The following is a 24644-nucleotide window of genomic DNA, read 5'->3' on the forward strand; positions in this document are numbered from 1 at the left end:
GACGGGACCTGAGCAAGGGCAGTGGCCGGCCACCGATCTCGCCTAGCCACTGCCTTGCCCGGTGACGGCATGGGGCAAACTTGCTTTTGATCACCAATGCCAGGGGAGAATCAGGTCATGACGGTGAGTAATCGCGATCTCGCCCTGCGGATGGCGGAGTTGGCTCGGGCGACGGCGATGCCGCGCACCTTGATGGACATCCTGGCCGACGTGACGTCCGCAGCGACCGAACTGATTCCCGGCGTGGACGTTGCGGGCGTCCTGCTGGTGGGCAAGGGCGGCGCCTTCGAGACCCTGGCTCCGACGTCGGACGTCCTCTTCGAGATCGACCAGCTGCAGATGAAGCACGTCGAGGGCCCGTGTGTCCAGGCCGCGCTCGACGAGACGGTGGTCCGCACCGACGACTTCCGCGAGGACACGCAGTGGCCGAAGTACTCGCCGGAGGTCGTGAAGCTCGGCATCCTCAGTGGGCTGTCGTTCAAGCTCTACACCGCCGACCGCACCGCGGGCGCGCTCAACCTGTTCGGCTATCAGGCCGACGTCTGGGACGGCGAGGCAGAGACCATCGGCATGGTGCTGGCCGCCCATGCCGCCGCGGCGATCATCGCCAGCCGCGAGGGCGATCAGCTGCAATCGGCCTTGACGACGCGCGACCGCATCGGACAGGCCAAGGGCATCATCATGGAGCGGTTCAACGTCGACGACGTGCAGGCGTTCGCGATGTTGCGCCAGCTGTCCCAGGACAGCAACGTCAAGCTGATCGACGTGGCCCAGCAGGTCATCGACACCCGGGGAAGCTGAGCCCTACCCGGCCAGCACCGGGTGCAGCGTGTGGACGCCGGGTACGCCCTTCAGTTCGACGTCGCGTGGCGGGCCCCAGTGCACGTCGGCGAGGTCGGACACCGCGTCGCGCACCGGCGCGCTGACGAGGATCTCGCCGCCGTCGGCCTGATCGGCAACCCGCGCCGCCGTTGCGACGTCGAGCCCGAAGAGGTCGTCACCACGCCGCACCGACGTCCCCATGTGGACGCCGATGCGGACCCGGATGTCCTGCCACCGTTGCGGATTCGCCTCCAGCGCGCGCTGGACGTCGGTTCCGAACAAGACGGCGTCGCGCGGCTCGGCGAACGCGATCATGAACCCGTCGCCCTGCGACTTGACCACGTTCCCGCCGTGGCGGGCGACGTGGGTGTGGACGAGATCGTCGTGACGCTCGAGCAGCTTGACCCAGGCCTTGTCGCCCAGCGCGGCGTTGAGCCGGGTCGAGCCCTCGATGTCGGAGAACACCAGCACGACGTCACCGCCGGGCGTGAGGCGGGCGAGGTCTGGCCGTTCGACCTGGGCCCAGCCCGCGAGTTGGTCGATCGAGTTCTGCACCGCGCCGAGGCCGCGGTTCAGCACCGCGTCCGCGGTCTTGAGCACCGACTTCACCGCCATCGGACCCACCCCGCGCCTGCGCCGACGACCGGAACCCTCGGTGCGCACCGCCTCCAGCTCGCGGCGCACCGCCGTCAGCCGTCTGCGCGCGGCGACGAAGAGCGACACGAACGTGACGAGCCCGGCCGACAGGAGCGCCGTCACCACGAACAGGATGACCTCGAGGGTGGACGGCGTGGACACCCGCTGATTATGGTGGGAGCCCCATGACATCCGTCACACGCATGCTCGTAACAGGCCTCGCTGTGACTGCGTTCGGTGTCCTCGGCGGGGCTGGCATCGCCCACGCCGACGTCTTCGACGACCAGGCGTACTCGACGTGCACGGCACTCGCCGCTCCCGGCGTGGACATGGACGGCGTCGCGACGACGTGCTGCGTCGAGAACTTCGGTGTGCCGACGCCGACCCGGTTCGGCATCGGGTGCGTGGCCGCGAACCCCAACCCGGCGCCGGACTATCGGCCGGTGATCTTCATGCCCACCCGGCAGTCTCCGCCCGAGGTGCAGTCCGGCGAGGTGGCGATGGACGAGCTGATGAAGCTGCCGCCGCTGCCCTGAATGGGTTGAGCGGACGCTACGTGGTGCCCCCGGCAGGATTCGAACCTGCGACACCGGCTTTAGGAGAGCCGTGCTCTATCCCCTGAGCTACGGGGGCGGACCGGCTTGGAGCATACCGGCATTGGGCGTTGCTGCAGGTTTCCGCCCGACGACCAGCGGCAATACCAAGATCATGAGCACAGCGAAGAAGGCCCGCCACACCGTCGACCGCCTTGCGGGTCAGGCCAAGCAGAAGATCGGCCGCGCCACGGGCGACAACCGGTTGCGCAACGAAGGCGCGAACGACGAGATGAAGGCCCGGGTCAAGATGACCGGCCAGCGCCTCAAGGACGCCTTTCGCGGTCGCTGACCCCTAGCGCAGCTCCTCGATCACCTTCGCGAAGGCCTCGGCGTGCGGCTGCTGCACGATCACGTACGTGACGCCGTAGGTGTCGCGGTATCCACGGATGGTGTCGGCGATGTCCTTCGTCGACCCCGACAGCACGCCCGGCGTGCGCAGCAGCTGCTCGTCGGTGAGGTCCGGCAGGAAGCGCCGCGTGATCGACAGATCGGGCATGCCGGAGTCGTCGATCGGCATCGCCGTGACCGAGACGTTCAGTTCCAGCTCGTCGAAGCGCTCCGGTGCCGCGTTGCGCACGAACGCGATGCGCTCGGCGAGCGGGTCGCCGTCCGCCCCGGCGGGGTCGCCGCCGGTGAGGCCGATGATCTGCGCGTGCTTGGCGGCGATCGTCAGCAGCCGGTCGCCGTTGCCTGCGATCAGCAGGGGTACGTCGGGCAGGTGCTCTTCCATGTACTCGACGACGTGGCGCAGGTGGTCGACGCGCTGTCCCGCCGTGGGATAGGGGATCTCGGCGAGTTCGAACTCCCTGCGGACGTAGCCGGCCCCCAGACCCAACTCGAACCGGCCCGCACTGAGGTCGCGCAGTTCGGCGACGTCGCGCGCCAGCAGCGCCGCCTTGTAGAACCCCGCATTCAGCACGAAGGTGCCCAGGTGCAGCGTCTCGGTCGCCGCCGCGGCAGCCATCAGGGTCGGGAACGGGGCCGGGGCACCGAGGTGGTCGGGAACGTGCAGGACGTCGTAGCCCATGCCCTCGGCGCGCGTCGCCCAGTCCTGCACTGCGGACAGCCGTCGTGCGGCGTGCAAACCGAAACCGAACCGGAAGTCCCTGGCCATGCCCCGACCCTAGGTGACCCCTGATCTCGCAGGTTTGGTTCCGTGCAGGCAGGGCATCAATACGGCCTGGCTGAAGCGCAGGCGCTCGGCTCAAGAGCCACTCCCGAGATCCGGCCCGTCGTGTACATCCGACGGGCCGGATCAAAACATTCACCAACCGGAGGCGTCGTGAGCCACCCCACCCTGGGCGTCGAAGAGGAATTCCTCCTCGTCGATCCGGACAGCGGCGAGCCAGTGCCGCTCAACCGCGAGACGGCCGCCGCGGCCGAGGAGCGCGGTGTCGAACTGCAGCTCGAACTCACCAGGTGTCAGGTCGAGACCAGTTCCTCGGTCGCCTCGACCATCGAGGAGCTGCACGACGACGTGCGCCGGCAGCGTCGCGTCGCAGCCGAGGCGGCAACCGCAGCCGGAGCGCGGCTGCTCGCGGTGGGTCTGCCGCCGACCGTCCCGCAGGAGTTCCCGATCACCGACACCCCGCGGTACCGGGAGATCGCCCAGAAGTTCGGCATGATCGCCCACGAGCAGGGCATCTGCGGCTGCCACGTCCACGTCGCGGTGCCGTCGCGCGAGGCCGCCGTCGACGTGAGCAACCGACTGCGACCATGGCTGCCCTCGCTGCTGGCGCTCACCGCCAACTCGGCGATCTACCGCAACTCCGACAGCGGCCACGCGAGCTGGCGCAGCGTGCTGTGGGCCCGGTGGCCCAGCGCCGGTCCGCCGCCGCACTTCGACACCGTCGAGGACTACGACGCGACGGTGCGGATGATGCAGGACTCCGGCGCGATGCTCGACGACGGGATGGTCTATTGGGACGTCCGCCCATCGGCGAACTTTCCGACCGTCGAGGTGCGGGCCGCCGACGTCCCCGCCACGGCCACCCAGTCGGTCCTGCTGGGCGCGCTGGTGCGCGCTGCCGTCATGACAGCCCTCGACGAGCGGGAGCGCAACCAGCCGACGGTGCCGCTGACGGCGCACGCCCTGCGTGCCGCGTACTGGAAGAGCGCCCGCGACGGGCTCGAGGGCGAGGGGATCGACCTCGTCGGCACCCACGCACCGATCCCCGCGGTCGACCTCCTGCACGCGTTGATCGAGCACGTCACCCCCGCACTCGACGCCGTGGGCGACGCCGACTTCGTGCACCGCGAACTCGAGCGGGTGGTCGCGTCGGGAAACGGCGCCACCCGGCAGCGCCGGGCCTTCGCCCGCAGGCACGACGCGGCCGACGTCATCGACGAGGCGGCGTCCGCCACGATGGAAGACCTCTGAGGTCAGATAAGCGGTAGCTCGGCGAACACCGGGCTGGTCGGCTGCGTCGACCCGGTGCCGGGTTCCACGGTGAACGCCAAGGCCTTCGAGCCGTCGATGTCGGGCAGCACCGCAGTCGTCGACGGCGACACCGCGCTCGCGTCCATGGTGCCTGCGGAGTGCGCACCATCGGATGCGACGAGCCACATCTGGTACACGTAGCCCTGCGAGGGCGGTGCGACGTCGTTCATCACGAGCACCGCGGCGTTGCGTTCGCGGGAGAACACGACCGTGGCGGTACCGCCGGTCGGGATGGGGCCGGACACGGTCTTGACGTCCGGCGCCTCGAAGATCTGTTCGGCCGCAGACGGTTTCGCTTCCTCCGGTCGCAGCGCCGCGCCGACTCCCACCGCGCCGAGGCCGATGATGACGGCGGCAGCGGCGGACAGCGCGACGGTGCGCCACCGCGTAGAGCGCGACTTGGGTTGCGCTGCCTGGGCATTCGGGCCTGGAACCACCGAAAGCCTTGGCGCGTCACCGATTGCGGCGAGCAGCCGGTCCCGAAGATGCTCGGGCGGCTCGACCGACGTCGTCGACGACACCACGGCCATCGTCTCCCGGACCGCGCGCACCTCGTCGTGGAAGGCGCGCACCACATCCTCGGGGGCACCGGCGATCTGCTGCTCGATGTCGCGCTGTTCGTCGGACGACACGGCGTGCAAGGCGTAGGGGGTTGCCAAGGCGAGCAGGTCCTGATGTGCGGGCTCGGTCACGACACCCCCAAGCAGTTGCGCAGTCCTCGGATGGCGTCGCGCATCCGTGACTTGATCGTCGCAAGATTCGCGGCCAGACGGGTGGAGACCTGGACATAGGTCAGACCCTCGTAATAGGCCATCTGAATGCATTCGCGCTGTGCGTCGGTGAGCGTGTCGAGGCACGCGACGACCTCGCGGCGCTCCTCTGAGTGAATCACGGCCTCGGCGACGCGGTCGGCGGCCACATCGACATTGGCCGCGCCGTAGCGGGACTCGCGTTGGCTGGCGGCCTGCTCGCTGCGCACCCGGTCGACGGCGCGGCGGTGGGCCAGCGTCATCAACCACGCCAACGGGGATCCCGCGGCGGGGTCGTAGTTGGCGGCGTTGTGCCAAACCTGCAGGTAGACGTCCTGTGTCGTCTCTTCGCTGTAGCCAGGGTCGCGCAATACGCGCGTCACCAGGCCGTAGACCCTCGCGCGGGTCGCGTCGTAGAAGGCGGTGAACGCCTCGACGTCTCGTTCTCCGGCCCGGCGCAGCAAGGCGTCGAGGTCGGCCGTCACGCCCGGTAGCCTAGCGGCGATTCCCAGCGAAGTCACAATTATCATGATCTCCGCGGGGCCGGGCACGAATAGGCGTGCGCCCGAACCGATTTCGAAAGAGCCGGACTGGGCGGCAGTGGAATTGCCGGTCCAGTCGCCCGAAGTCATAGTTGGCCCACCGGCTCCCGCGGTGCCCACGACTCGCGAGAGACCAGCGGCACCCGTCGCGCCCAAAGGGTCACGTCGTGGATGCGCATCCACAGTGCTCCCATCAGCGGAGCCATCGGCGCCGTGAACTGCAGCGCCAGCACCTGCCCCACACTGGCCGAACGCCGGTTGCCGCGCAGCGTCGCCACGAACCCCGGCGTGTGCTCGCGGTGCAGGGAGATGGTCACGTCGACGGATCCGTTCGGCCTGGGCGCCTGCAACAGGTAGTAGCCGTCGGAGTCGTTGAACGGCGACATCGGCAGCGTCTTCTTTACCGCTGCGGGCGCGTGGTCGGTCGGCGGCAGCAGGTAGGCGTGCCGCTCACCCTGGATGTTGTGCAGCTCGACGACGACGTGCCGCAGCACGCCGTCGGCGTCGTGGCACCAGTACAGGCTGACGGGGTTGAAGACGTACCCCAGCACGCGGGCCTGCAGCAGGGCGGTCACGGAACCACCGCGCATGTCGATGCCGTGCCCGGCGAGGAAGTCGTCCACCCGGTGGCGCAGGGTGTCCTCGCGGCCGTCGGCGGGCGGTCCGGCGAAGTGATCGCTCGCCTCGAAGCGGGCGAACGGCCGCATCCACGCCGGCAACGTCGGCAGCTCGTCGAGGTCGACGTACCAGCTGTAACCGCCCTGCTCGAAGTAGTGATGCACCGGCGTACGGCGCAGGTGCGTGATGCGGGTGCGATAGATCGCCGGTGCCGACGCGGCGGCTGCCTTGCGGGCCGCACCGCGCCGGCGCGTCGTCGATTCCTCCGCGACGGTCGGGCGTGACATCAGGTCTCCACGTTCCACGTCTTCTATTCGGAGCCGCCACGGAAATGGATGGGTGAGTTCGGATTGCGAAAGGGTTTTCCCCGCGTAAGGTGCCAAACCGTGGCGATGACGCTGTTTCACAACGGAACCGTTTGGACGGGGACGTCCGAGGTGCCCGTTTCCGATGCGCTGCTCGTCACCGACGGCGTGATCGACGGGCTGGGTGACGCCGCCCGGTCGGCGGCCGCCGACGGCGAGGTCGAGGAGGTGGACCTCGAGGGCGGCTTCCTGATGCCGTCCTTCGGTGACGGTCACGCCCATCCGATGCTCGGCGGACTCGAGTACGTGGGGCCCGCCGTACGGCCCTGCGGGTCGGTGTCCGAGATCGTCGAGGCGGTGCGCACGTACGCCGAGGCGCACCCCGACCAGGAGTGGATCGTCGGCGCCTCCTACGACGGCAGCCTCGCCGAGGGCGGGCTGTTCGACGCCCGCTGGCTCGACGAGGCGGTGCCCGACCGACCCGTGGTGCTGCGTGCCTGGGACTACCACACCGTGTGGTGCAACACGGCCGCACAGAGGCGGGCAGGCATCACCGCGGACACGCCCGACCCCGAACTCGGCGAGATCCCGCACCGCGACGACGGCTCGGTGCTCGGCACGCTACGCGAGTGGGGTGCGATCGACCTCCTCACCGCAGTGATGCCGCCGCAGGACGAGGACGTGCGGATCGCCGCGCTGGGCACCGCCGCCGACTACTACCTCGCCAGGGGAGTGACGTGGGTGCAGGACGCCTGGGTCGAGCCTGGCGACGTCGACACCTACATCGAGGCCGCGCGCCGTGGCGCCCTGCGGATGCGCTTCAACCTCGCCCTGTACGCCGACCCGCGCCACTTCGAGTCCCAGGTCGAGCACTTCTCCAAGGTCAAGCGTCGGGTGGATCAGCTCGGCTCCCCGATGCTGACGGCCAACACGGTCAAGTTCTTCGCCGACGGCGTGGTCGAGAACGAGACCGGCGCGCTGCTGGCTCCCTATTGTTCGGGGCTGCACCGGCACGGCATGACGGTGTGGGAGGGCGACAGCCTGTCCGAGGCGGCCCGTCAGATCGACGAACTGGGTCTGCAGATCCATATCCACGCCATTGGTGACGCCGCGGTGCGCCAGGCGCTCGACGCGATCGAGTACGCCGCCGAGTGGAACGGCCCGCGTGACCGCAGGCCCGTCATCGCACACGTGCAGCTGGTCGACGACGCCGATCTGGCCAGGTTCGCCGAACTCGGGGTCATTCCCAACATGCAACCGCTCTGGGCGCAGATGGACGCCCTGATGACGGTGCTCACCATCCCGCGGCTCGGGCAGGAGCGCGCCGACAAGCAATACCGGATGCGCACCCTCGACCAGTCGGGTGCGCCGCTGGCCTTCGGCTCGGACTGGCCGGTGTCGTCGGGCGCCCCACTCGACGGCATCGCGATCGCGGTGTCGCGGCAGACGTCCGACGGGCAACCCGACGGCGGCTGGGTCCCCGAGGAGATCCTCACCATCGACCGCGCGCTCACCGCGGCGACGGCTGCGGTCGCCGACCAGGCCTTCGGCGAACGGGTGTGGGGGCGGCTCGTCCCCGGTGCGAGTGCCGACCTGGTGTGGCTCGACGCCGATCCGCGCGAGACGCCGGCACTTGACCTGCCTGGTGTGCGCATCCGCGGTACTTACCTGCGGGGTGCTCCCGCGTTCACCGCTTCTTAGAAGGGAATGCCGATGTCATCGGAGCCATTGGTTGGGATCTCTGCCGATCCACATGAAGGAACGCTGAAACGGGCGCTCGGCGTGCCGTCGCTGGTGCTGTTCGGTCTGGTCTACATGGTGCCGCTCACCGTGTTCACCACCTACGGCATCGTCACGGTCGAGTCCGGGGGCCGCGTGCCGCTGGCATACATCGTGACCCTGGTGGCGATGATCTTCACCGCCCGCTCGTATGCGCGGATGGCCGCGGCGTTCCCCGTCGCCGGTTCGGCGTACGCCTACACGCAGAAGACGTTCGGTGCGCCGATCGGCTTCCTGGCGGGCTGGTCGCTGCTGCTGGACTATCTGTTCCTGCCGATGCTCAACTACATGGTGATCGGGCTGTATCTGAACGCCGCGGTGCCTGCCATCCCGCAGTGGGCCATCATCCTGGTCACCATCGGCATCGTCACGGTGCTCAACATCGTCGGCATCGTCTCGGTGGCGCGAGCCAACATGCTCATCATCGCCGTGCAGGCGATCTTCATCGTGGTGTTCCTCGTCATGGCGGTCGCGACCATCACGGGCGCGGGCAGCGTCGACGTCATGGCGCCGTTCCGCGGTGACGACACCCTGGGTGGTATGGCGCCCGTGCTGGCCGGTGCGGCAATCCTGTGCCTGTCGTTCCTCGGCTTCGACGCAGTGTCAACGCTTTCCGAGGAGGCCAAGGACGCCAGGCGCGACGTGCCCAAGGCCATCATGTTGGCCACCCTCATCTGCGGCGTGCTGTTCATCGTCCTGTCCTACGCCTCGCAGCTGGTGTTCCCGTCGAACGCGTTCGAAGACGTCGACTCGGGCTCGCTCGACGTCATGACAGCAGCCGGCGGCGCGTTCCTGTCGGCGTTCTTCACGGCTGCCTACGTCGCCGGCGCGTCGGGTTCCGCGCTCACGTCGCAGGCGTCGGTCGCCCGCATCCTCTACGCAATGGGCCGCGACGGCGTACTGCCGCGCAAGGTGTTCGGACACGTCTCGATCAAGTTCAGCACGCCGACGTGGGCCATCATCGTGATCTCGGTGATCTCACTGCTGGCCATCTGGATCGACCTCGCCACCCTGGCGTCGGTGGTGAGCTTCGGTGCGCTGGTGGCGTTCTCGGCGGTCAACCTGACGGTGATCAAGCACTACTTCGTCGACGAGGGCGAGAAGAACGTGCTGAACAACCTGATCCTGCCGTTCATCGGCTTCGCGCTCACGGTGTGGCTGTGGACCAGCCTGTCCAGCGAGGCGCTGACGATCGGGTTGATCTGGCTGGCAGTCGGATTGGTGTGGCTCGCCGCGGTGACGCACGGGTTCCGCAGGCCCACGCCCGTGCTCGATCTGGAGGAGACCTCAGGTCCAGTGGTGGGCCGCGGCGACCAGGCCGTCGATCAGCGCGGCGGTGGGACGCGCTAGACCGTCGTCGCCGGCAGGCCCGCTGCGCGGGCTGATGCCGCGCACCCGCGGTGTCAGCTCGAGTTGCATTCCGCCCCGGCGGGTTCGGTTCACCGGGTTGTCGGGGTGCAGGCCGCGGAGTTCGCGCGGGATGGCGTCGAGGTCGGTGATCACCTGGAAGCCCGGGACGGACACGTGCCGCGCGACGTGGGCTGCGAGGTCGCGGTCGGCGCCGCCGGCGAGCAGGTGGGTGCTGCGCCCGATCCGCCCGTACCCGTGCAGCGAGATCGCGTGGTCGACGTGGTCGAGGAACTCGGCGAGCCGGGCTGATTCGTCGGCGCGGTAGGCCGCCGACGACAGGTGGTAGGGGTAGTCGGCGGGGTGGTGCACCACGTAGACCGAGGCGCCTGCCGCTTCGGCCGCACGCTCGGCGATGACGTCGGTCATGCGCTCGAGGCCACCGCCGTGGATGGCCAGGAAGCCGAACGACGAACGGAGCGTGCAGCGTTCGTCGATCTCGGGGTCGGCCAGCAGTTCGGTGAGCGACTGCGGGCCCGGCGTATCGGTCGGGGCAAGGCCGCGGGGCCAGTTCACCGGGTCCCAGCGGTGTAGGAACTCCACCCAGCGCTGCGGCAGTCCGTGGTGGTGGGCGCCGTCGATGACCCGCTCCAGGTAGCCCGCACGCGGGGCGCCGGGTTCGACGCGGTGGTCGATGTAGACCCAGGCCCGCAGCGGTCCGCGTTCGGTCTGCACCACCAGGCTGTCGCGGCGGTAGCGGACCGGCACGCCCTCGGCGCTGTCGAGGACGTCGAGGTCGCGGTCGCTGACGTGCCACAGCACGCCGTGTACCTCCGCGCCGACGGACGGTTCCACCGTCGCCACGCCGCGTTCGTTGATGAGCCAGTCGTGGTCGGCGAGCGTCGCAGGCAGTGGGTCGACCGCGTCGGGACAGCGTCGCGCCATCTGCGCGACGTTCAGATTCGATCCGTAGGCGAAGTACGGCTGCATTCAGCCCGTGACGGTCAGGTAGATCAGCACCACGTTCAGCACACTAATCACCCCCGCCACCAGCCAGCCCAGCGCGGTGGTGACGCGGTGGTTGACGTCGACGCCCATGAGGGCGCGGTCGCTGGTCAGGCGCACCAGCGGAATCAGCGCGAACGGGATGCCGAACGACAGCACCACCTGCGAGAGCACCAGCGCGCGGCTCGGGTCGACGCCGATGGCGAGCACCACCAGCGCGGGGATCAGCGTGACGAGCCGTCGCAGCAGCAGGGGATAGGACCGGTGCAGCAACCCCTGCATGATCATGGCCCCGGCGTAGGCGCCCACCGACGTCGAGGCCAGGCCCGACGCCAGCAGGCCGATCGCGAAGAACAGTGCGACCGTGTGGCCCAGCGTCGACTCCACGGCCGCGTGGGCGCCCTCGATCGAGTCGGTGTTCTCCATGCCCTGCAGGTTGGTCGCGGCCACCAGCAGCATCGCGAGGTTGACCGCACCCGCGACGAGCATGGCCAGGCCGACGTCGTACCGGGTGATGCGCAGCAGGCGTCGTCGTGGTGCCCCGGATTCGGGTTGGCCGTGCCGATCGCGCGCCAGACCCGAGTGCAGGTACACCGCGTGCGGCATGACGGTGGCGCCCAGCATCGCGGTGGCGAGCAGGATGCTCTCGGGCCCGTCGAAGCGCGGCACCAGGCCGCTGGCCACGTCGGCAACCGAAGGCGGCTCGACCACCAGGCTGGTGAGGAAGCCGATCGCGATGACGAGCAGCAGCCCGCTGATCACGCGCTCGAAGACGTTCTGTCCGCGGTGGTTTTGGATCGCCAGCAGCAGCAGCGACACCGCGCCGGTGATGACGCCGCCGAGCAGCAGGGGGAGGTCGAAGAGCAGGTACAGCGCGATGGCGCCACCGACGACCTCGGCCAGATCCGTTGCCATGGCGACCAGTTCGGCCTGAATCCAGTACGCGATCCGGGTCTTGGTGCTCGCTCGGTCGGCGACCGACTCGGGCAGCGATCTGCCGGTGACGAGGCCCAGCTTGGCGGAGAGGTACTGCACCAGGCCCGCCATGACGTTGACGACCAGGATGACCCAGACGAGTAGGAAGCCGAATTGCGCACCTGCGCTGACGTTCGCGGCGACGTTGCCCGGATCGACGTAGGCGATCGCCGCGACGAATGCGGGTCCGAGCAGCCAGAATCCATGACGCTGACGCGTGGCGGGTACCGGTAGCACGAACCAACTTTCCATCCGGTGTGACGAATAGAAAAGTTAGGTTAGCCGAAACCTAGGTCGTCGGCCAGTCAGGGGCTGTCAGCCCAGGCCGATCACGAACCCGCCGAACCCGAAGCCGCCGCCGTACCAGGGCCAGTTGTTCATGGGCGGCGGTGACGTGGTGAGCGACGAACTGCCATTGGTGCTGCACAGGGTGGTCCGCGGCGCGGTGTCGACGCACGTGGGCTGCGCTGACGCGGGTACCGCGAGCAACACCGCACCCGCCATGCCGACGGCAGCCACCAGTGGGGTGAGAATGCGGAAACGAATGCTCATGACCTGCTCCGATCTACGGAGGAAGTCTACGCCCGTTGTGGGTGAATGGACCCGACGATCAGCGGTGACCGGCGTTGCCCCAGCTGCCGCCGCCGATGATCAGCGCGGGTCCGAAGAACTCGTCGTCCCACGGGTACGGGTACACCGGTGCCGGTGCGGTCGCGTTGATCTGGACGTTGCCCGGCGACTGGCACTGGGTGATCCCCGTACCGGTGTAGGTGCCACCCGGGGTGGTCTGACACGTCGGCTCGGCCGCGGCAACCGGCGAAAGCGACACGGACACAACGGCACCCGCCGCGGCGACCAGTGGCAGGAAGTAACGCTTGGCGGTCGTCATGGCGGATCCCCTCAGATGGTCGCTGTGTCGTTCACAGTGAACCGACAGCGTACAACCCACGGCCCGTGACCAGGGGCAGGTCGAGCGTGGTTCGGATGCCGGGCGCTGCGGCCACGACCTCGGGCAGGGCGTTGACGACGCGGGCCGCCGTCGCCACGAGACCGGCGTGGTTGTGGTCGCCGTTGGGGCTCGAGAGGCACAGGTCGACGGTGTATGACGGTTCGCCGGTGATCTCGATGCGGTAGGAGCCGCCTTCCTGCGCGGGCTGCGGCCAGTCCGGGCACAGGTCGTCGCGCAGTCGCGTGACGTGCTCCAGGACGACGACCACCTTCCCGTCCTTGATGCCCTGCACCTCGAAGCGCAGCGCGGCGGCCGTGCCCTTCTCGATGTGCCCCGAGGCGATGTCGAAGGCCTCGGGCGCGGGCTCGCGCACGTATTCCTCCTTGACCTCGTCGAGTTCGACGCCCAGGCCGGCGGCGAGCTGACGGACCACCGAGCCCCACGCCAGGCTCAGCACGCCCGGCTGAAGCAGCATGGGCAGGTCGTCGAGCGGCCTGCCGAAGCCCATGACGTCGAACATCACCGTGGCGCTGTCGTAGGTGTCGTAGTTGATGATCTCCATGCACCTGACCTGCTCGATGCTCTGGCAGGTGCCGGCGAGGGCAAGGGGCAGCAGGTCGTTGGCGAACCCAGGATCGATGCCGCCGACGAACAGGCTGGAGTTGCCGGTCTTGGTGGCCTCCTCGATGGGCGCGACCATCTCCGGAGGCAATGTGCCCCAGGGGTATTGGAGGAAGACGGCGCTGCTGCCGACGACGTTGACTCCGGCGGCGAGGATGCGGCGGTAGTCCTCGAGGGCCTCGACCAGTCGGTTGTCGGCCATCGCGGTGTAGACCGCGGCGTCGGGGTTGGTGGCGAGCACCGCGTCGAGGTCGGTGGTGGCCGTGATGCCGGTCGTGGTGTCGAGGCCGGCGAGGTCACCGGCGTCCCTGCCCGCCTTGGACTCCGATGACACCCACACCGCGGTCAGCTCGAAGCGGGGGTCGATGATCAGCTGCGTCAGCGCGTGGCGGCCGACGTTTCCGGTGCCGATCGCGGCGACCTTGATGGGAGTGCTCGGTTCAGTCACAGTGTGTCCTCACAGATCCGGGATGGGCATGTCGAGATTCGGGGTCGTGAGGCCGCCGTCGACCTCGAGCGTCTTGCCGGTCAGGTACGAGCCGGCGGGGGAGGCGAGGTAGACCGCGGCGGCGGCGATGTCGAGTGGGTCGCCGAGACGCCGCATCGGGGTGGCCTTCTCCATGGGGTCGCGTAGTTCGTCGTTGCTCGCGACGATCTCCAGGGCGGAGGTGAGGATCGACCCCGGCGCGATCGCGTTGACGCGGATGCGCGGCGCGAGGTCGAGAGCCGACAGCCGGGTGTAGTGCGCGAGCGCGGCCTTGGCGGTGCCGTAGGCGGCGAAGCCACGACCGGATGCCCGCGCCATCGTCGAGGTGATGTTGATGATGCTGCCGCCGCCGGAGTGCTCGAGCATCAGCGGCACGGCCGCCGTCGTGAGTGCGTGAGCCGTCGCGACGTTGAACGTGAACGCGTCGCGGAGGTCCTTCGTCGAGGTGCTCAGCAGGGCGTTGGGCATGGTGCCGCCGACGTTGTTCACGACGATGTCTAGTTTGCCGAACGCCTCGATGGCCTCGGCCGCGAGCTTGGCCGTGGCCTCCGGGTGGGCGAGGTCGGCGACGACGACGTGCGCGCGCCGGCCGGTGCCCCGGATTTGCTCGGCCATCTCGTCGAGTTGGGACTGCGTGCGCGCGGCGATGACCACGTCAGCACCGGCTTCGGCGAATGCGAGCGCCATCGCGGCGCCCAGGCCACGGCCCGCGCCGGTGACGACTGCCACCTGGTCGTCGAGCCTGAATCTGTCGAGAATCACGGTTCCTCACTTCCCTTGCCGCGGGTCACCGTAACAAGCGCGATCACGCCGCGTGAGGAATTTCTGCAACACGTTCTACTTTGGCCGTGACGCGACTTCTGCACGAGGGTCGCGATACGGCGTGGTTCACAGCCCTGGTGCAGAACTCGCGCAGGAATCCATCCACAGGCAGGGCGGGTAGGCCCGCGCCGCCAGCCGTTTCGTCGGTGGCTGCCCCGAGCATCCTGGTCATGCGAGAGCCATTCGTAGGGCGAGAGGCGATCCGCGACGGCATCCTCACCCGCGGGAAGTTGCGCTGGAACTTCACGGCGGCCCACCCCGGTGTCTATCTACCCAAGGGCGCCCATCGCACGGTATTCATCAACGCGGTCGCGGCCTGGATGTGGACGGGTCGGAAGGGCATCGTCGCAGGCCGTGCCGCCGCTGCGATGCACGGCGCGAAGTGGGTTGACCCATCGACGCCCGTCGAGATGATCACCGAACACACTCGGCCGCGCCCCGGGGTGATCGTGCGTGAGGAGCGGATCTCGCCCGACGAGATCGTCTACCTGGGCGAGATCCCGGTGACCACCCCGGCGCGCACTGCTCTCGATCTCGGCCGACACCTGCCGCGCGATTCCGCCGTAGCCCACCTCGATGCGTTGGCGGCCGTCACCGGCGTGACCGCCGAGGACGCCTTGCTCCTGGCCGCCCGCTATCCAGGTGCACGCGGGAACCGACGTGCGAGGGTGGCGCTGAACCTGATGGACGCGGGTGCACAGTCCCCACGCGAGACCTGGTTGCGCCTTCTCCTGATAGACGACGGACTGCCAACGCCCAGAACGCAGATCGAGGTCCGTGACGGCCAGCGGCGCGCGTTCATCGACATGGGGTACGACGAACCGAAAGTCGGTCTGGACTACGAGGGCTCGCACCACAGCACCCAGAGAACGCAGTACGTGCACGACATAGGCCGTGCGGAGTTGGTCGAGCGGAGTGGCTGGCACGACATCCGCGTGGTCAGCGAACACAGCCGTCGGTTCATCCTGCACCGTCTGCGCCGTGCCTTCGAGCGACGCGGATGGACGCCACCGTCACCGAGATCTGCACGACGGTCGTGATTACGTCGCGTTGGCAGCCATGGTGCAGAAGTCGCGGCCCAGCATCAGCTCTTCTTCGCAGCAGTCTTCTTGGCGGGAGCCTTCTTCGCCGCGGTCTTCTTGGCCGGGGCCTTCTTGGCGGCGGTCTTCTTGGCGGGAGCCTTCTTCGCAGGCGCCTTCTTGGCGGGCTTCTCGTCCTCGTCCTCGTCGTCGTCGTCGTCGTCCGAGTCAGAGCTTGAACTGGCCCCACCCTTGCGCGCCTTCACGCTGGCTTCGAGCTTGGCTAGCAGATCGGACACGTCGTCGGTCTCGTCGAGGTTCTCCGGTTCGGGCTCCTCGGTCGTGAACGCCTCGCCGCCCTCGAGCTTGGCCTGCACCAGCTCGTGCAGCTGCTCCTGGTAGTCGTCGCGGAACTGGTCGGGGTGGAAGTCGTCGGTCATCGACTCCACCACCTGGCCCGCCATCTTCAGCTCGGCTGGCTTGATCTCGACTTCCTTGTCCAGCACCGGGAAGTCGGGATCGCGGATCTCGTCGGGCCACAGCAGCGTGTGGATCACCATGACGTCGCGCTTGCTGAAGTCCTTGACCCGCAACGCCGCAAGCCGCGTCTTGTTGCGTAGCGCGAAGTGCACGATTGCCACCCGGTCGGTCTCCGCGAGCGTCTTCGCCAGCAGGACGTAGGACTTCGACGACTTCGAGTCCGGCTCCAGGAAGTAGCTCTTGTCGTACATCAGCGGGTCGAGCTGCTCGGCCGGGATGAACTCGACGACCTCGATCTCGCGGCTGCGCTCCTCGGGCAGCGTCGCGATGTCGTCGTCGGTGATGATCACGGTCTGGCCGTCGTCGGCGTCGAACGCCTTCGCGATGTCGCGGTACTCGACCACCTCACCGCAGACCTCGCACGTCCGCTTGTAGCGGATGCGTCCGTTGTCCTTTGCGTGGACCTGATGGAACTTGATGTCGTGGTCTTCAGTCGCGCTGTAGACCTTGACCGGCACGTTCACCAGCCCGAACGCGATGGATCCCTTCCAGATGGAACGCATGACCCAGTATTGCCCATCGGGCTAGTCCCGAAGCAGAGCGGCACGGTCCGGTAAGTCGGCGCCTGCGCGGCCGACGACGATCGCCGACACCTTCGCCGCCGCCCGAAGTACGCGCTCGAGCGTCTCGGTGTCGATCGCGGCCAGGTCGGCTCGGCGGTCGGCGCCCAGCAGGTCCAGCGTCCACAGCTCGTCGATCAGTCCCGTCATGAACGCGTCGCCCGCGCCCACGGTGTCCACGACCTCGACCTTCGGCACCTCGATGCGCGCCGTTCCCGCTGCGCACGTGGCGAACGCCCCGCGCTCGCCCATCGTGACCGCGACGACCGCCGGGCCGACGGACTGCCATGCCGCGGCGATCTCCTCGGGGGAGCGGTCCGGGTCGAGCCACCGCAGATCCTCGTCGCTGACCTTGACGACGTCCGCCTTCTCGACCAGGCGGTCGATGCGACCGATCGCCTGCTCGCGGTCGTCGATCAGGGCCGGGCGCACGTTGGGGTCGTAGGTGATGGTGGCCGAGGTCCGGTAGGCGTCGAGCAGGGCCGCGACCGCGAGGCACCCGGGGTCGAGGAACGCCGCGATGGATCCGGTGTGCGCCACCAGCGGCGGCCCCACCTCCGGGGTGCCGGACAGTTGCCACTCGATGTCGAACTCGTAGGTGGCGGCGCCTGCCGCGTCGAGCCGCGCCAGAGCCGTCGGAGTGCGCGCGGCGTTGGTACTGCCCGGCACCAGCGCGACGCCGGACGCCTCGACGTGGTCGACGATGCGCCGGCCACGCTCGTCGGTGCCCACGTGGGTGAGGAAGTCGACCTGACGGCCCAACCGGCCCAACCCCACCGCGACGTTCAACGGGCTGCCGCCGACGTGCTCACCTGTAACCGCGCCGTCGCGTTCGACGACGTCGATCAGCGCCTCGCCGATGACGAGGGCCCTCTGCGTCACGACTTGACCAACTGCTCGAGTGTCGCCCGAGCGCCGTTGCGGTGCAGCGAGTCCAGCGCCCGGACGTAGGCATCGACGAACCGCGGCTGCTGCGCCAGGTCGCCGAACAGTGCGGTGTTCTCGATGAACGCGGTCGGGTTGTCGACTTGCGACTTGGCCAGCGGGACGAGGCTTTCGGCCAGCTGGTCCTGGACGTCGATCGGCTCGCCCTGCTCGTCGACACCCTCCGCGTAGCGGGCCCAACTGGCGACGACGGCGGCGGACAGTTCGACGGGTCCGTCGTTGCGCAGGTTCTCCCGGACCACCGGCAGGAGCCACTGCGGAATGCGGTCCGACGAGCCGAAGCAGAGCCGAACGATGGTGTCGCGCACGCCGGGATTGGCGAAGCGCTCGATCGCCGTGCGCTTGTAGTCGTCGAGGTCGATGCCAGGCACCGGCTTCAGTGCCGGGGTGCCCTCCTCGTCCATGTACCGCCGCAGGAACTCCGCGAACAGCGGGTCGCCTGCGGCGTCGTGCACCAGCCGATAGCCGGCGAGATAGGCGAAGTAGCACAGCGCTTGATGGCCTGCGTTGATGAGGCGCAACTTCATCAGCTCGTACGGCATGACGTCGTCGACGAGCATGACGCCGACGTCCTCGAACCTCGGTCGGCCGTCGGAGAAGTGGTCCTCGAGGACCCAGGCGGTGAAGGGTTCCGCGGCGACGGGCCACTGGTCCTCGACGCCGAACTCGGACTCGACCGTCTCGATCACCTCGGGCGAGGTGGCAGGCGTGATGCGGTCGACCATGGAGTTCGGGAACTGCGTGTGCTCGGCCATCCAGCCGGCCAGGCTCGGGTGTTCCCGCTCGGCGTACGCGGTGAAGGCCTTGCGGGCCACGGTGCCGTTGCCCTCGATGTTGTCGCACGACACGATCGTCGGCGAGGGCAGCCCGCGTTCCTGGCGCCGGGCGAGGGCGGCAGTGACGAGCCCGAAGACGCTGTCGGGTCCGGCGTCGTCGATCGAGTACCCGCCCTCGGTGATGGTCAGCGACACGATCCGAGTGGTCGGCGCGGCGATCAGCTCGATGACGCCTTCCGGATCGTCGGGTGCGTACCGGTAGTCGACGATCGAGCCGATCACGCGTGCCTCGCGTCCGCCGTCGGCGCGCAGCGCCAGCAGGGTGTACAAGCCGCCCTGTACTGCCATGACGTCGGCCATCTTGCGGTCGCCGGGCAGGACGCCGACGCCGCAGATGCCCCACTCGTTCGCCTCGCCGGTCTGCAGCAGCCGGTCGACGTACATCGCCTGGTGGGCGCGGTGGAAGCCGCCGACGCCGAAGTGCACGATGCCGATTCCCACCTCGCGGCGGTCGTACCCGGGCTTGTCGATCGGCACTTCGGGCAGCGTCTCGTTGCTCAGCTTCATGACGCCAACACCACCGTCTGGGGGTCGATCGCGGGGTGCTCGTGGTCCGAAGTCTGGGGTGTTGTGTGCGTCACACTTCGATGTTAGCGTGATGATCATCTACTCGCACCCCTGAGCATAAGTTCAGTCGAAATTCGAAAGGCGGAGCCCCCAACGTGGCTGCAGCTGTATCGGACTTCAGGTCGGCAGAGGCGTCGGACGGTCGGGCGGTGGCTTCGACCGAGCCCACCGCCGGATCGACGCCCGAAGACCTCCGACTCGCTCTGCGCGCTGCCACGCTCTACTACTTGGACGGGCTCACACAGGCCGAGATCGCCGCCAAGCTCGGCGTCTCCCGCCCCACGGCCGGCCGCCTCATCGCCCGGGCGAAGGCCAACGGGCTGGTGCGCATCGAGGTCGTCGTCCCACCGACGCTCAAAGACGACCTGCACGCCGAGGAAGAGCGCCTGCTCGAGGATCGCTTCGGCATCACCGAGGCCGTCGTCACCGGACACCTCGGCCGCGCATCGGCGGCCCTGCTCATGCGGCGCCTCGCCCACGACGACGTGCTCGGATTCACCTGGGGCCCAGAGCAAGTGGCCGCAGTTTCGGCACTGAGCCCAGGCGTGGCGAGCTGCCGCGTGGTCGTCCAGCTCGACGGCGCCATGTCGACCGCCTCCTACCAGACCGGCATGGAGTTCATCCTCAGCCGCAGCGCGGACATGTTGCGCGCCGACGCCATGCGCCTGCCCGCGCCGCTCTACGCTGATCCGTCCACGGTGGTCTCGCTGCGCAGCGACTCGGTGATCTCGCGGACGCTCGACGCGGGCCGCCGCGCGGACACGATGCTGTTCGGCGTCGGCTCGGTGTCCACCTCCACCACGTTGTTCGAGGGCAGCTTCCTCGACGTCCGCATGCTCGACGATCTGGTGGCCCGCGGGGCCGTCGGCGAGATCGGCGGCCGATTCTTCGACGCCGACGGTGCGCCCGTGGAGACCGAACTCGCGCACCGCGCGGTGTCCGTCCCACTCGAGGACGTCCGGGCGTGCGCGAAGACCATCCTGGTCTGCAGCGGTCCGGAGAAGTACGTCGCCACCCTGGCCGCCCTGCGCGGTGGCATGGCGAAGCTATTGGTATGCGAATTCGATTGCGCACGTTGGTTGTTGGAACAGTGACCATGTTCGTTGGCACAGTGAGAGGTTGACCGGTATGAAGACTCGACGAAGAGTTCTACACCGACTCGGGGCGTGCGCTGCGGCGGCCGGCCTGACGTTCACGGCAGGCTGCGCGGGGGCGGGCAGTCTGGGCGCATCGGAGAACGAGGTGACGATCGCCCTCGTGTCCAACTCCCAGATGACCGACGCTCAGGAGCTGTCGACGGAATTCGAGAAGGACAACCCCGGCACGAAGCTGAAGTTCATCTCGCTCTCGGAGAACCAGGCGCGGGCCAAGATCACGATGTCGGCCGCGATGGGCGGTAGCGAATTCGACGTCTCCATGATCAGCAACTTCGAGACGCCGCAGTGGGCGAAGGACGGGTGGCTGCTGCCACTCAACGACTACGCGAACAACACGCCCGGCTACGACATGGACGACTTCATCCCGTCGCTGCGGGAGTCGCTGTCTTACGAGGGCGACATGTACTCGGTTCCGTTCTACGGCGAGTCGTCGTTCCTGATGTACCGCAAGGACCTGTTCGAGCAGGCCGGCATCACCGTCAACCAGGACCCGAACTACCAGCCCACGTGGCAGGAGGTCGGGCAGTGGGCGAAGACGCTCAAGACCGCCGACCGCGCGGGTATCTGCCTGCGCGGCAAGCCGGGCTGGGGCGAGGTGCTCGCACCCTTGGACACCGTGATCAACACCTTCGGCGGGCGTTGGTTCGACGAGCAGTGGAACGCCCAGCTGAACAGCCCCCAGGTGAAGGAGGCCGTGAACTTCTACGTCAACACCATCAAGGAGTCCGGCGAATTGGGAGCCTCCTCAACGGGTTTCCAGGAATGCGCCAATCTCTTCGGTCAGGGACAGACGGCGATGTGGTACGACGCCACGTCCGCGGTGTCGACGCTCGAAGACCCCAAGACGTACCCGGACCTCGTCGGCAAGATCGGCTACCTGCCGGCGCCGATCGTCGAGAAGCCGAACTCGGGTTGGCTCTACACCTGGGCGCTGGGCATCCCAAAGGGGGCCAAGAATCCCGATGGCGCTTGGAAGTTCATCTCGTGGATGACCAGCAAGGACTACATGAAGCTGGTGGGCGAGAAGCTCGGCTGGGAGAGGGTGCCACCCGGTAGCCGTACCTCGACCTACACCGAACTGCCGGAGTACGAGGCCGTTTCGCGGTCCTACGGCCCGCTGACCCTCAAGTCGATCACCAACGCCACCCCGGACAAGCCGACGGTGCAACCGGTGCCGTACACGGGCGTGCAGTTCGTCGGGATCCCCGAGTTCCAGGATCTCGGAACACGGGTGAGCCAGCAGATCAGCGCGGCGATCGCCGGCCAGATCTCGGTGGACGAAGCGCTGGCGCAAGCACAGCAATATGCCGAGGTCGTCGGCAAGACCTACCAGGAGAAGTGATGACTCTTACTGCCGATACCGACGCCGACGCCGGCGAGAAGGCGGTAGCCGAGCGGGTCCGCAAGATCCGGGCTGCACAGGAGACCGGCGTGAGCCGCGCCGAAGGCTGGCGCAGGCGAGGGCCGCTGCTACCCGCACTCATCTTCATGATTGCGGTCACGCAGCTGCCGTTCCTGTTCACGCTGTACTACTCGACGCTGTCCTGGAACCTGGTTCGCCCCGGGTCGCGACAATTCGTTGGGCTCAACAACTACATCGCGGTGGTCAAGGACAGTCAGTTCTGGTCGGTGGCACTCAACACCGTCATCCTGATCGTGGGCGTCGTGCTGATCTCGGCGCTGCTCGGCCTGCTGCTCGCGCTGCTGCTCGACCGTGCCTTCCTCGGCCGCGGCATCGTGCGGACGCTGCTGATTACGCCCTTCTTGATCACACCCGTTGCGGGAGCCCTGATCTGGAAGACCACGATCCTCGACCCCACGAACGGCATCCTCAACTGGGTGCTCTCGCTGGTGGGGATCGGCCCGGTCGACTGGATCGGTCAGTTCCCGCTCACGATGGTGATGGTCGAACTCATCTGGCAGTGGACGCCGTTCATGATGCTGCTCATCCTGGCGGGCCTGACGTCGATGCCCCGCGACCAGCTCGAGGCGGGCCGGGTCGACGGTGCCGGTGCGTTCCAGCTCTTCCGGGAGCTGACCCTGCCCCACCTCCGCCGGTTCATCGAACTGGGCGTGGTGCTCGGTGCGGTCTACCTGGTCAACACCTTCGACGCGATCTTCATGATGACCCAGGGCGGGCCGGGCATCGCGAGTGCGAACCTGCCGTTCTACATCTATCAGCGCGCGTTCCTCGGGTTCGACATGGGTCAGGCCGCGGCCATGGGCGTGGTGGTCGTCCTGTTCACGATGGTGATCGCCAGCTTCGCGCTCCGATTGATCTTCAAATCATTCACCGGCAAGGAAGAGGCAGCCTGACATGACCGCTACTGCTACCGAGAATGCCTCCGCGACAGCGGCGCCGCCCGGACCGCGCAAGAAGAAGAGCAAGAAGTTCAGCCCGTGGGGGATCGTGGCCTGGCTCGCAGGCCTCGGGTTCTTCTTCCCGGTCTTCTGGATGGTGCTGACGTCGTTCAAGCAGGAGAGCGCCGCCGCCACCAATCCGCCGACGCTGTTCTTCACCCCCACACTCGACCAGTACAGCGCCGTGTTCAGCCAGGGCATCGGTCCCGCCATGCTGAATTCGCTGTTCGCGACCGGCATGTCGACGATCCTGGTGCTGCTGCTGGGCGTGCCCGCCGCGTTCGCCCTGTCGCTGCGGCCCGTCCGCAAGACGTCGGACGCACTGTTCTTCTTCATGAGCACGAAGATGCTGCCGGTCGTCGCGGTCATCCTGCCGCTGTACGTGATCGTCTCCAACGTCGGTCTACTCGACAACATCTGGGCCCTGGTCGTCCTCTACACGGCGATGAACCTGCCGATCGCCGTCTGGATGATGCGCTCGTTCTTCCTCGAGGTGCCGGGCGAATTGCTCGAGGCGGCGAGCCTGGACGGTGCGAGCCTGTGGCGCTCGGTGCGCGAGGTGATCCTGCCGCTGGTGTCACCCGGCATAGCGGCGACCGCGCTGATCTGCGTGATCTTCGCGTGGAACGAGTTCTTCTTCGCGGTGAACCTCACCGCGGTGAACGCACAGACCATGCCGGTGTACCTCGTCGGGTTCATCGCCGGTGAGGGTCAGTACTGGGCCGTGTTGTCGGCGGCCGCGACGATGGCGGCCCTGCCCGTCATCCTCTGCGGATGGTTCGCGCAGAACAAGCTCGTGCGCGGTCTGTCCTTCGGCGCGATCAAGTAACTTCCCCTCACTTTCAAGGAGCTAGAGACATGGCATCGATCACCTACAAGAACGCCTCCTGCATCTACGAGGGCTCGGACAAGCTCGCGGTCGACAACCTCAACCTCGAGATCGAGGACGGCGAATTCGTGGTCCTGGTCGGGCCTTCCGGTTCCGGCAAGAGCACCGCACTGCGGATGCTGGCCGGCTTGGAGGACATCGACGAGGGCGCCATCGAGATCGGCGGCAAGGACATGACGGGTGTGCCGTCCAAGGACCGCGACATCGCGATGGTGTTCCAGAATTACGCGCTGTACCCGAACAAGACCGTTGCTGAGAACATGGGCTTCGCGCTCAAGCTGCGCGGCGTCTCGGCCGAGGAACGCCGCAAGAAGGTAGAGGAGGCGGCCAAGGTCCTCGACCTGACCGAGCACCTGGATCGCAAGCCCGCCAAGCTGTCCGGCGGTCAGCGCCAGCGAGTCGCCATGGGACGTGCGATCGTCCGCGAGCCGCAGGTGTTCTGCATGGACGAGCCGCTGTCGAACCTCGACGCCAAGCTGCGCGTGCAGACCCGCACCCAGATCGCGGCGCTGCAGCGTCGACTCGGAACCACCACCGTCTACGTCACCCACGACCAGGTCGAGGCAATGACGATGGGCGACCGGGTGGCCGTGCTGCGCTTCGGCAAGCTCCAGCAGTTCGCCGCGCCCAACGAACTCTACGATCGCCCGGCCAACGCCTTCGTCGCCGGCTTCATCGGCTCGCCCGCGATGAACCTGTTCACCGCGGCTATCACGAACAACGGCGTCCGGGTTGGTGACTCGGTGTTCGAGTTGGAGCGTGACGACATCTCGACCCTGTCCGGTGCGGGCGTCAACGAGGTGACCGTTGGGATCCGGCCCGAGCAACTGGAGGTCACCGATAGCGGTGGCGTGGAGGTCGTCGTCGACCTCGTCGAAGACCTCGGCAGCGAGGCCTACGTGTACACCCACGCGGGCTCCGGCTCGACGGGCGTGGAGCTGGTGGCACGCTGCAACCCGCGCACGGCACCCCGGCTGGCCGACACGGTGCGGCTGCGCAGGCACCAGGAGGGCGCGGTGCACCTGTTCCACCCGGAGACCGGCGAACGCCTGAACTGACGTGCGTGCGCCTTCCGGC

26 protein-coding genes and 1 tRNA gene are annotated in these 24644 nt (G+C 67.9%); 12 read left to right on the top strand and 15 right to left on the bottom strand.

The window, feature by feature from the left end; translation table 11 throughout:
* The first annotated feature begins 117 nt into the window (after window positions 1-117).
* Window positions 118-801, top strand: a complete 684-nt coding sequence (locus LOK44_RS08115) for a GAF and ANTAR domain-containing protein (RefSeq protein WP_237569467.1) — start codon at window positions 118-120, stop codon at window positions 799-801.
* Between the two features lie 3 nt (window positions 802-804).
* Here LOK44_RS08115 and LOK44_RS08120 read toward each other — a convergent pair whose 3' ends face one another.
* Window positions 805-1620 carry an adenylate/guanylate cyclase domain-containing protein gene (locus LOK44_RS08120; RefSeq protein WP_237569468.1) on the bottom strand — a complete coding sequence of 272 codons (816 nt, stop codon included), beginning with the start codon at window positions 1618-1620 and terminating at the stop codon, window positions 805-807.
* A gap of 23 nt (window positions 1621-1643) precedes the next feature.
* Here LOK44_RS08120 and LOK44_RS08125 point away from each other — a divergent pair, with 23 nt between their 5' ends.
* A complete protein-coding gene (locus tag LOK44_RS08125; protein ID WP_237569469.1) occupies window positions 1644-1994 on the top strand; it encodes a hypothetical protein in 351 nt (116 codons plus the stop codon).
* Between the two features lie 21 nt (window positions 1995-2015).
* Here the strand turns inward: LOK44_RS08125 and LOK44_RS08130 are convergent.
* Window positions 2016-2091: transfer RNA gene (locus LOK44_RS08130), tRNA-Arg, on the bottom strand.
* Here LOK44_RS08130 and LOK44_RS29915 point away from each other — a divergent pair.
* Window positions 2065-2343, top strand: a complete 279-nt coding sequence (locus LOK44_RS29915; protein WP_237569470.1) for a CsbD family protein — start codon at window positions 2065-2067, stop codon at window positions 2341-2343. The genes LOK44_RS08130 and LOK44_RS29915 overlap by 27 nt on opposite strands.
* Window positions 2344-2346: 3 nt before the next feature.
* On the opposite strand, the gene LOK44_RS08140 is transcribed toward LOK44_RS29915, so the two are convergent.
* Complete coding sequence (locus LOK44_RS08140) at window positions 2347-3168, bottom strand: LLM class F420-dependent oxidoreductase (protein ID WP_237569471.1); 822 nt, start codon at window positions 3166-3168, stop codon at window positions 2347-2349.
* 168 nt (window positions 3169-3336) lie between these two features.
* Here LOK44_RS08140 and LOK44_RS08145 point away from each other — a divergent pair, with 168 nt between their 5' ends.
* Window positions 3337-4434 carry a glutamate--cysteine ligase 2 gene (locus LOK44_RS08145; RefSeq protein ID WP_237569472.1) on the top strand — a complete coding sequence of 366 codons (1098 nt, stop codon included), beginning with the start codon at window positions 3337-3339 and terminating at the stop codon, window positions 4432-4434.
* Window positions 4435-4436: 2 nt separating this feature from the next.
* Here the strand turns inward: LOK44_RS08145 and LOK44_RS08150 are convergent, their stop codons facing one another.
* The 3 genes from LOK44_RS08150 to LOK44_RS08160 all read right to left on the bottom strand — a co-directional run bounded on the left by LOK44_RS08150 (window position 4437) and on the right by LOK44_RS08160 (window position 6690).
* The gene (locus tag LOK44_RS08150) at window positions 4437-5186 is read right to left on the bottom strand and encodes an anti-sigma factor (protein WP_237569473.1); all 750 of its coding nucleotides are present in this window, start codon (window positions 5184-5186) and stop codon (window positions 4437-4439) included.
* Entirely contained in the window at window positions 5183-5773 is a 591-nt protein-coding gene (locus tag LOK44_RS08155) for a sigma-70 family RNA polymerase sigma factor (protein WP_249783248.1), read from the bottom strand. The genes LOK44_RS08150 and LOK44_RS08155 overlap by 4 nt, the downstream gene beginning before the upstream one ends.
* A 98-nt stretch (window positions 5774-5871) precedes the next feature.
* Window positions 5872-6690: a DUF1365 domain-containing protein gene (locus LOK44_RS08160; protein ID WP_237569474.1), complete on the bottom strand. Its 819-nt coding sequence runs from the start codon at window positions 6688-6690 to the stop codon at window positions 5872-5874.
* Between the two features lie 105 nt (window positions 6691-6795).
* Between LOK44_RS08160 and LOK44_RS08165 the strand changes: the two genes are divergently transcribed.
* Window positions 6796-8409, top strand: a complete 1614-nt coding sequence (locus tag LOK44_RS08165) for an amidohydrolase (protein WP_237569792.1) — start codon at window positions 6796-6798, stop codon at window positions 8407-8409.
* Between the two features lie 12 nt (window positions 8410-8421).
* The gene (locus tag LOK44_RS08170; RefSeq protein WP_237569475.1) at window positions 8422-9837 is read left to right on the top strand and encodes an APC family permease; all 1416 of its coding nucleotides are present in this window, start codon (window positions 8422-8424) and stop codon (window positions 9835-9837) included.
* Here LOK44_RS08170 and LOK44_RS08175 read toward each other — a convergent pair.
* From LOK44_RS08175 to LOK44_RS08200, 6 genes are all read right to left on the bottom strand, one after another.
* On the bottom strand, window positions 9775-10824 hold the full coding sequence (locus LOK44_RS08175; RefSeq protein WP_237569476.1) for a poly-gamma-glutamate hydrolase family protein: 1050 nt from the start codon (window positions 10822-10824) through the stop codon (window positions 9775-9777). The genes LOK44_RS08170 and LOK44_RS08175 overlap by 63 nt on opposite strands.
* The gene (locus tag LOK44_RS08180; protein ID WP_237569477.1) at window positions 10825-12051 is read right to left on the bottom strand and encodes an Nramp family divalent metal transporter; all 1227 of its coding nucleotides are present in this window, start codon (window positions 12049-12051) and stop codon (window positions 10825-10827) included. It lies immediately after the preceding gene.
* A gap of 78 nt (window positions 12052-12129) precedes the next feature.
* Window positions 12130-12366 carry a hypothetical protein gene (locus LOK44_RS08185; RefSeq protein ID WP_237569478.1) on the bottom strand — a complete coding sequence of 79 codons (237 nt, stop codon included), beginning with the start codon at window positions 12364-12366 and terminating at the stop codon, window positions 12130-12132.
* Window positions 12367-12424: 58 nt separating this feature from the next.
* Window positions 12425-12703 (bottom strand): hypothetical protein, encoded by a 279-nt coding sequence (locus LOK44_RS08190; RefSeq protein ID WP_237569479.1) that lies wholly within the window; start codon window positions 12701-12703, stop codon window positions 12425-12427.
* A 31-nt stretch (window positions 12704-12734) separates the two neighbouring features.
* Entirely contained in the window at window positions 12735-13832 is a 1098-nt protein-coding gene (locus LOK44_RS08195) for an NAD(P)H-dependent amine dehydrogenase family protein (RefSeq protein ID WP_237569480.1), read from the bottom strand.
* Between the two features lie 9 nt (window positions 13833-13841).
* Window positions 13842-14633, bottom strand: coding sequence for an SDR family oxidoreductase (locus tag LOK44_RS08200; protein ID WP_237569481.1), 792 nt, complete (start codon window positions 14631-14633; stop codon window positions 13842-13844).
* Between the two features lie 230 nt (window positions 14634-14863).
* Between LOK44_RS08200 and LOK44_RS08205 the strand changes: the two genes are divergently transcribed.
* Window positions 14864-15733 carry a type IV toxin-antitoxin system AbiEi family antitoxin gene (locus LOK44_RS08205; RefSeq protein ID WP_237569482.1) on the top strand — a complete coding sequence of 290 codons (870 nt, stop codon included), beginning with the start codon at window positions 14864-14866 and terminating at the stop codon, window positions 15731-15733.
* A gap of 44 nt (window positions 15734-15777) precedes the next feature.
* On the opposite strand, the gene ku is transcribed toward LOK44_RS08205, so the two are convergent.
* The 3 genes from ku to LOK44_RS08220 are packed head-to-tail and all read right to left on the bottom strand — an operon-like array spanning window position 15778 to window position 19100.
* Window positions 15778-16755 (bottom strand): non-homologous end joining protein Ku, encoded by a 978-nt coding sequence (gene ku / locus LOK44_RS08210; RefSeq protein ID WP_237569483.1) that lies wholly within the window; start codon window positions 16753-16755, stop codon window positions 15778-15780.
* Window positions 16756-16776: 21 nt separating this feature from the next.
* A complete protein-coding gene (locus LOK44_RS08215) occupies window positions 16777-17694 on the bottom strand; it encodes a carbohydrate kinase family protein (protein WP_237569484.1) in 918 nt (305 codons plus the stop codon).
* On the bottom strand, window positions 17691-19100 hold the full coding sequence (locus LOK44_RS08220; RefSeq protein WP_237569485.1) for a mannitol dehydrogenase family protein: 1410 nt from the start codon (window positions 19098-19100) through the stop codon (window positions 17691-17693). Before LOK44_RS08220 ends, LOK44_RS08215 begins: the two co-directional genes overlap by 4 nt.
* Before the next feature lie 209 nt (window positions 19101-19309).
* Between LOK44_RS08220 and LOK44_RS08225 the strand changes: the two genes are divergently transcribed.
* Genes LOK44_RS08225 through LOK44_RS08245 form a run of 5 tightly spaced genes read left to right on the top strand, consistent with a single transcriptional unit; the run spans window position 19310 to window position 24625 of the window.
* Window positions 19310-20254, top strand: coding sequence for a sugar-binding transcriptional regulator (locus LOK44_RS08225; protein ID WP_237569486.1), 945 nt, complete (start codon window positions 19310-19312; stop codon window positions 20252-20254).
* A gap of 34 nt (window positions 20255-20288) precedes the next feature.
* On the top strand, window positions 20289-21659 hold the full coding sequence (locus tag LOK44_RS08230) for an ABC transporter substrate-binding protein (protein WP_237569487.1): 1371 nt from the start codon (window positions 20289-20291) through the stop codon (window positions 21657-21659).
* Entirely contained in the window at window positions 21659-22633 is a 975-nt protein-coding gene (locus tag LOK44_RS08235; protein ID WP_237569488.1) for a carbohydrate ABC transporter permease, read from the top strand. Before LOK44_RS08230 ends, LOK44_RS08235 begins: the two co-directional genes overlap by 1 nt.
* Before the next feature lies 1 nt (window position 22634).
* The gene (locus LOK44_RS08240) at window positions 22635-23507 is read left to right on the top strand and encodes a carbohydrate ABC transporter permease (protein ID WP_237569489.1); all 873 of its coding nucleotides are present in this window, start codon (window positions 22635-22637) and stop codon (window positions 23505-23507) included.
* A gap of 29 nt (window positions 23508-23536) precedes the next feature.
* Window positions 23537-24625 carry an ABC transporter ATP-binding protein gene (locus LOK44_RS08245; protein ID WP_237569490.1) on the top strand — a complete coding sequence of 363 codons (1089 nt, stop codon included), beginning with the start codon at window positions 23537-23539 and terminating at the stop codon, window positions 24623-24625.
* The last annotated feature ends 19 nt before the right edge of the window (window positions 24626-24644 follow it).

This window comes from Mycolicibacterium lacusdiani, from assembly GCF_021916785.1.
Lineage (GTDB): Bacteria > Actinomycetota > Actinomycetes > Mycobacteriales > Mycobacteriaceae > Mycobacterium > Mycobacterium lacusdiani.

Bases quoted from the DNA above. Each gene is read 5' to 3' on its own strand.
- LOK44_RS08115 (WP_237569467.1), top strand. From the start codon at position 118: ATGACGGTGAGTAATCGCGATCTCGCCCTGCGGATGGCGGAGTTGGCT.
- LOK44_RS08125 (WP_237569469.1), top strand. From the start codon at position 1,644: ATGACATCCGTCACACGCATGCTCGTAACAGGCCTCGCTGTGACTGCG.
- LOK44_RS08140 (WP_237569471.1), bottom strand. From the start codon at position 3,168: ATGGCCAGGGACTTCCGGTTCGGTTTCGGTTTGCACGCCGCACGACGG.
- LOK44_RS08155 (WP_249783248.1), bottom strand. From the start codon at position 5,773: ATGATAATTGTGACTTCGCTGGGAATCGCCGCTAGGCTACCGGGCGTG.
- LOK44_RS08160 (WP_237569474.1), bottom strand. From the start codon at position 6,690: ATGTCACGCCCGACCGTCGCGGAGGAATCGACGACGCGCCGGCGCGGT.
- LOK44_RS08165 (WP_237569792.1), top strand. From the start codon at position 6,796: ATGACGCTGTTTCACAACGGAACCGTTTGGACGGGGACGTCCGAGGTG.
- LOK44_RS08170 (WP_237569475.1), top strand. From the start codon at position 8,422: ATGTCATCGGAGCCATTGGTTGGGATCTCTGCCGATCCACATGAAGGA.
- LOK44_RS08175 (WP_237569476.1), bottom strand. From the start codon at position 10,824: ATGCAGCCGTACTTCGCCTACGGATCGAATCTGAACGTCGCGCAGATG.
- LOK44_RS08185 (WP_237569478.1), bottom strand. From the start codon at position 12,366: ATGAGCATTCGTTTCCGCATTCTCACCCCACTGGTGGCTGCCGTCGGC.
- LOK44_RS08190 (WP_237569479.1), bottom strand. From the start codon at position 12,703: ATGACGACCGCCAAGCGTTACTTCCTGCCACTGGTCGCCGCGGCGGGT.
- LOK44_RS08205 (WP_237569482.1), top strand. From the start codon at position 14,864: ATGCGAGAGCCATTCGTAGGGCGAGAGGCGATCCGCGACGGCATCCTC.
- ku (WP_237569483.1), bottom strand. From the start codon at position 16,755: ATGCGTTCCATCTGGAAGGGATCCATCGCGTTCGGGCTGGTGAACGTG.
- LOK44_RS08220 (WP_237569485.1), bottom strand. From the start codon at position 19,100: ATGAAGCTGAGCAACGAGACGCTGCCCGAAGTGCCGATCGACAAGCCC.
- LOK44_RS08230 (WP_237569487.1), top strand. From the start codon at position 20,289: ATGAAGACTCGACGAAGAGTTCTACACCGACTCGGGGCGTGCGCTGCG.
- LOK44_RS08235 (WP_237569488.1), top strand. From the start codon at position 21,659: ATGACTCTTACTGCCGATACCGACGCCGACGCCGGCGAGAAGGCGGTA.
- LOK44_RS08240 (WP_237569489.1), top strand. From the start codon at position 22,635: ATGACCGCTACTGCTACCGAGAATGCCTCCGCGACAGCGGCGCCGCCC.
- LOK44_RS08245 (WP_237569490.1), top strand. From the start codon at position 23,537: ATGGCATCGATCACCTACAAGAACGCCTCCTGCATCTACGAGGGCTCG.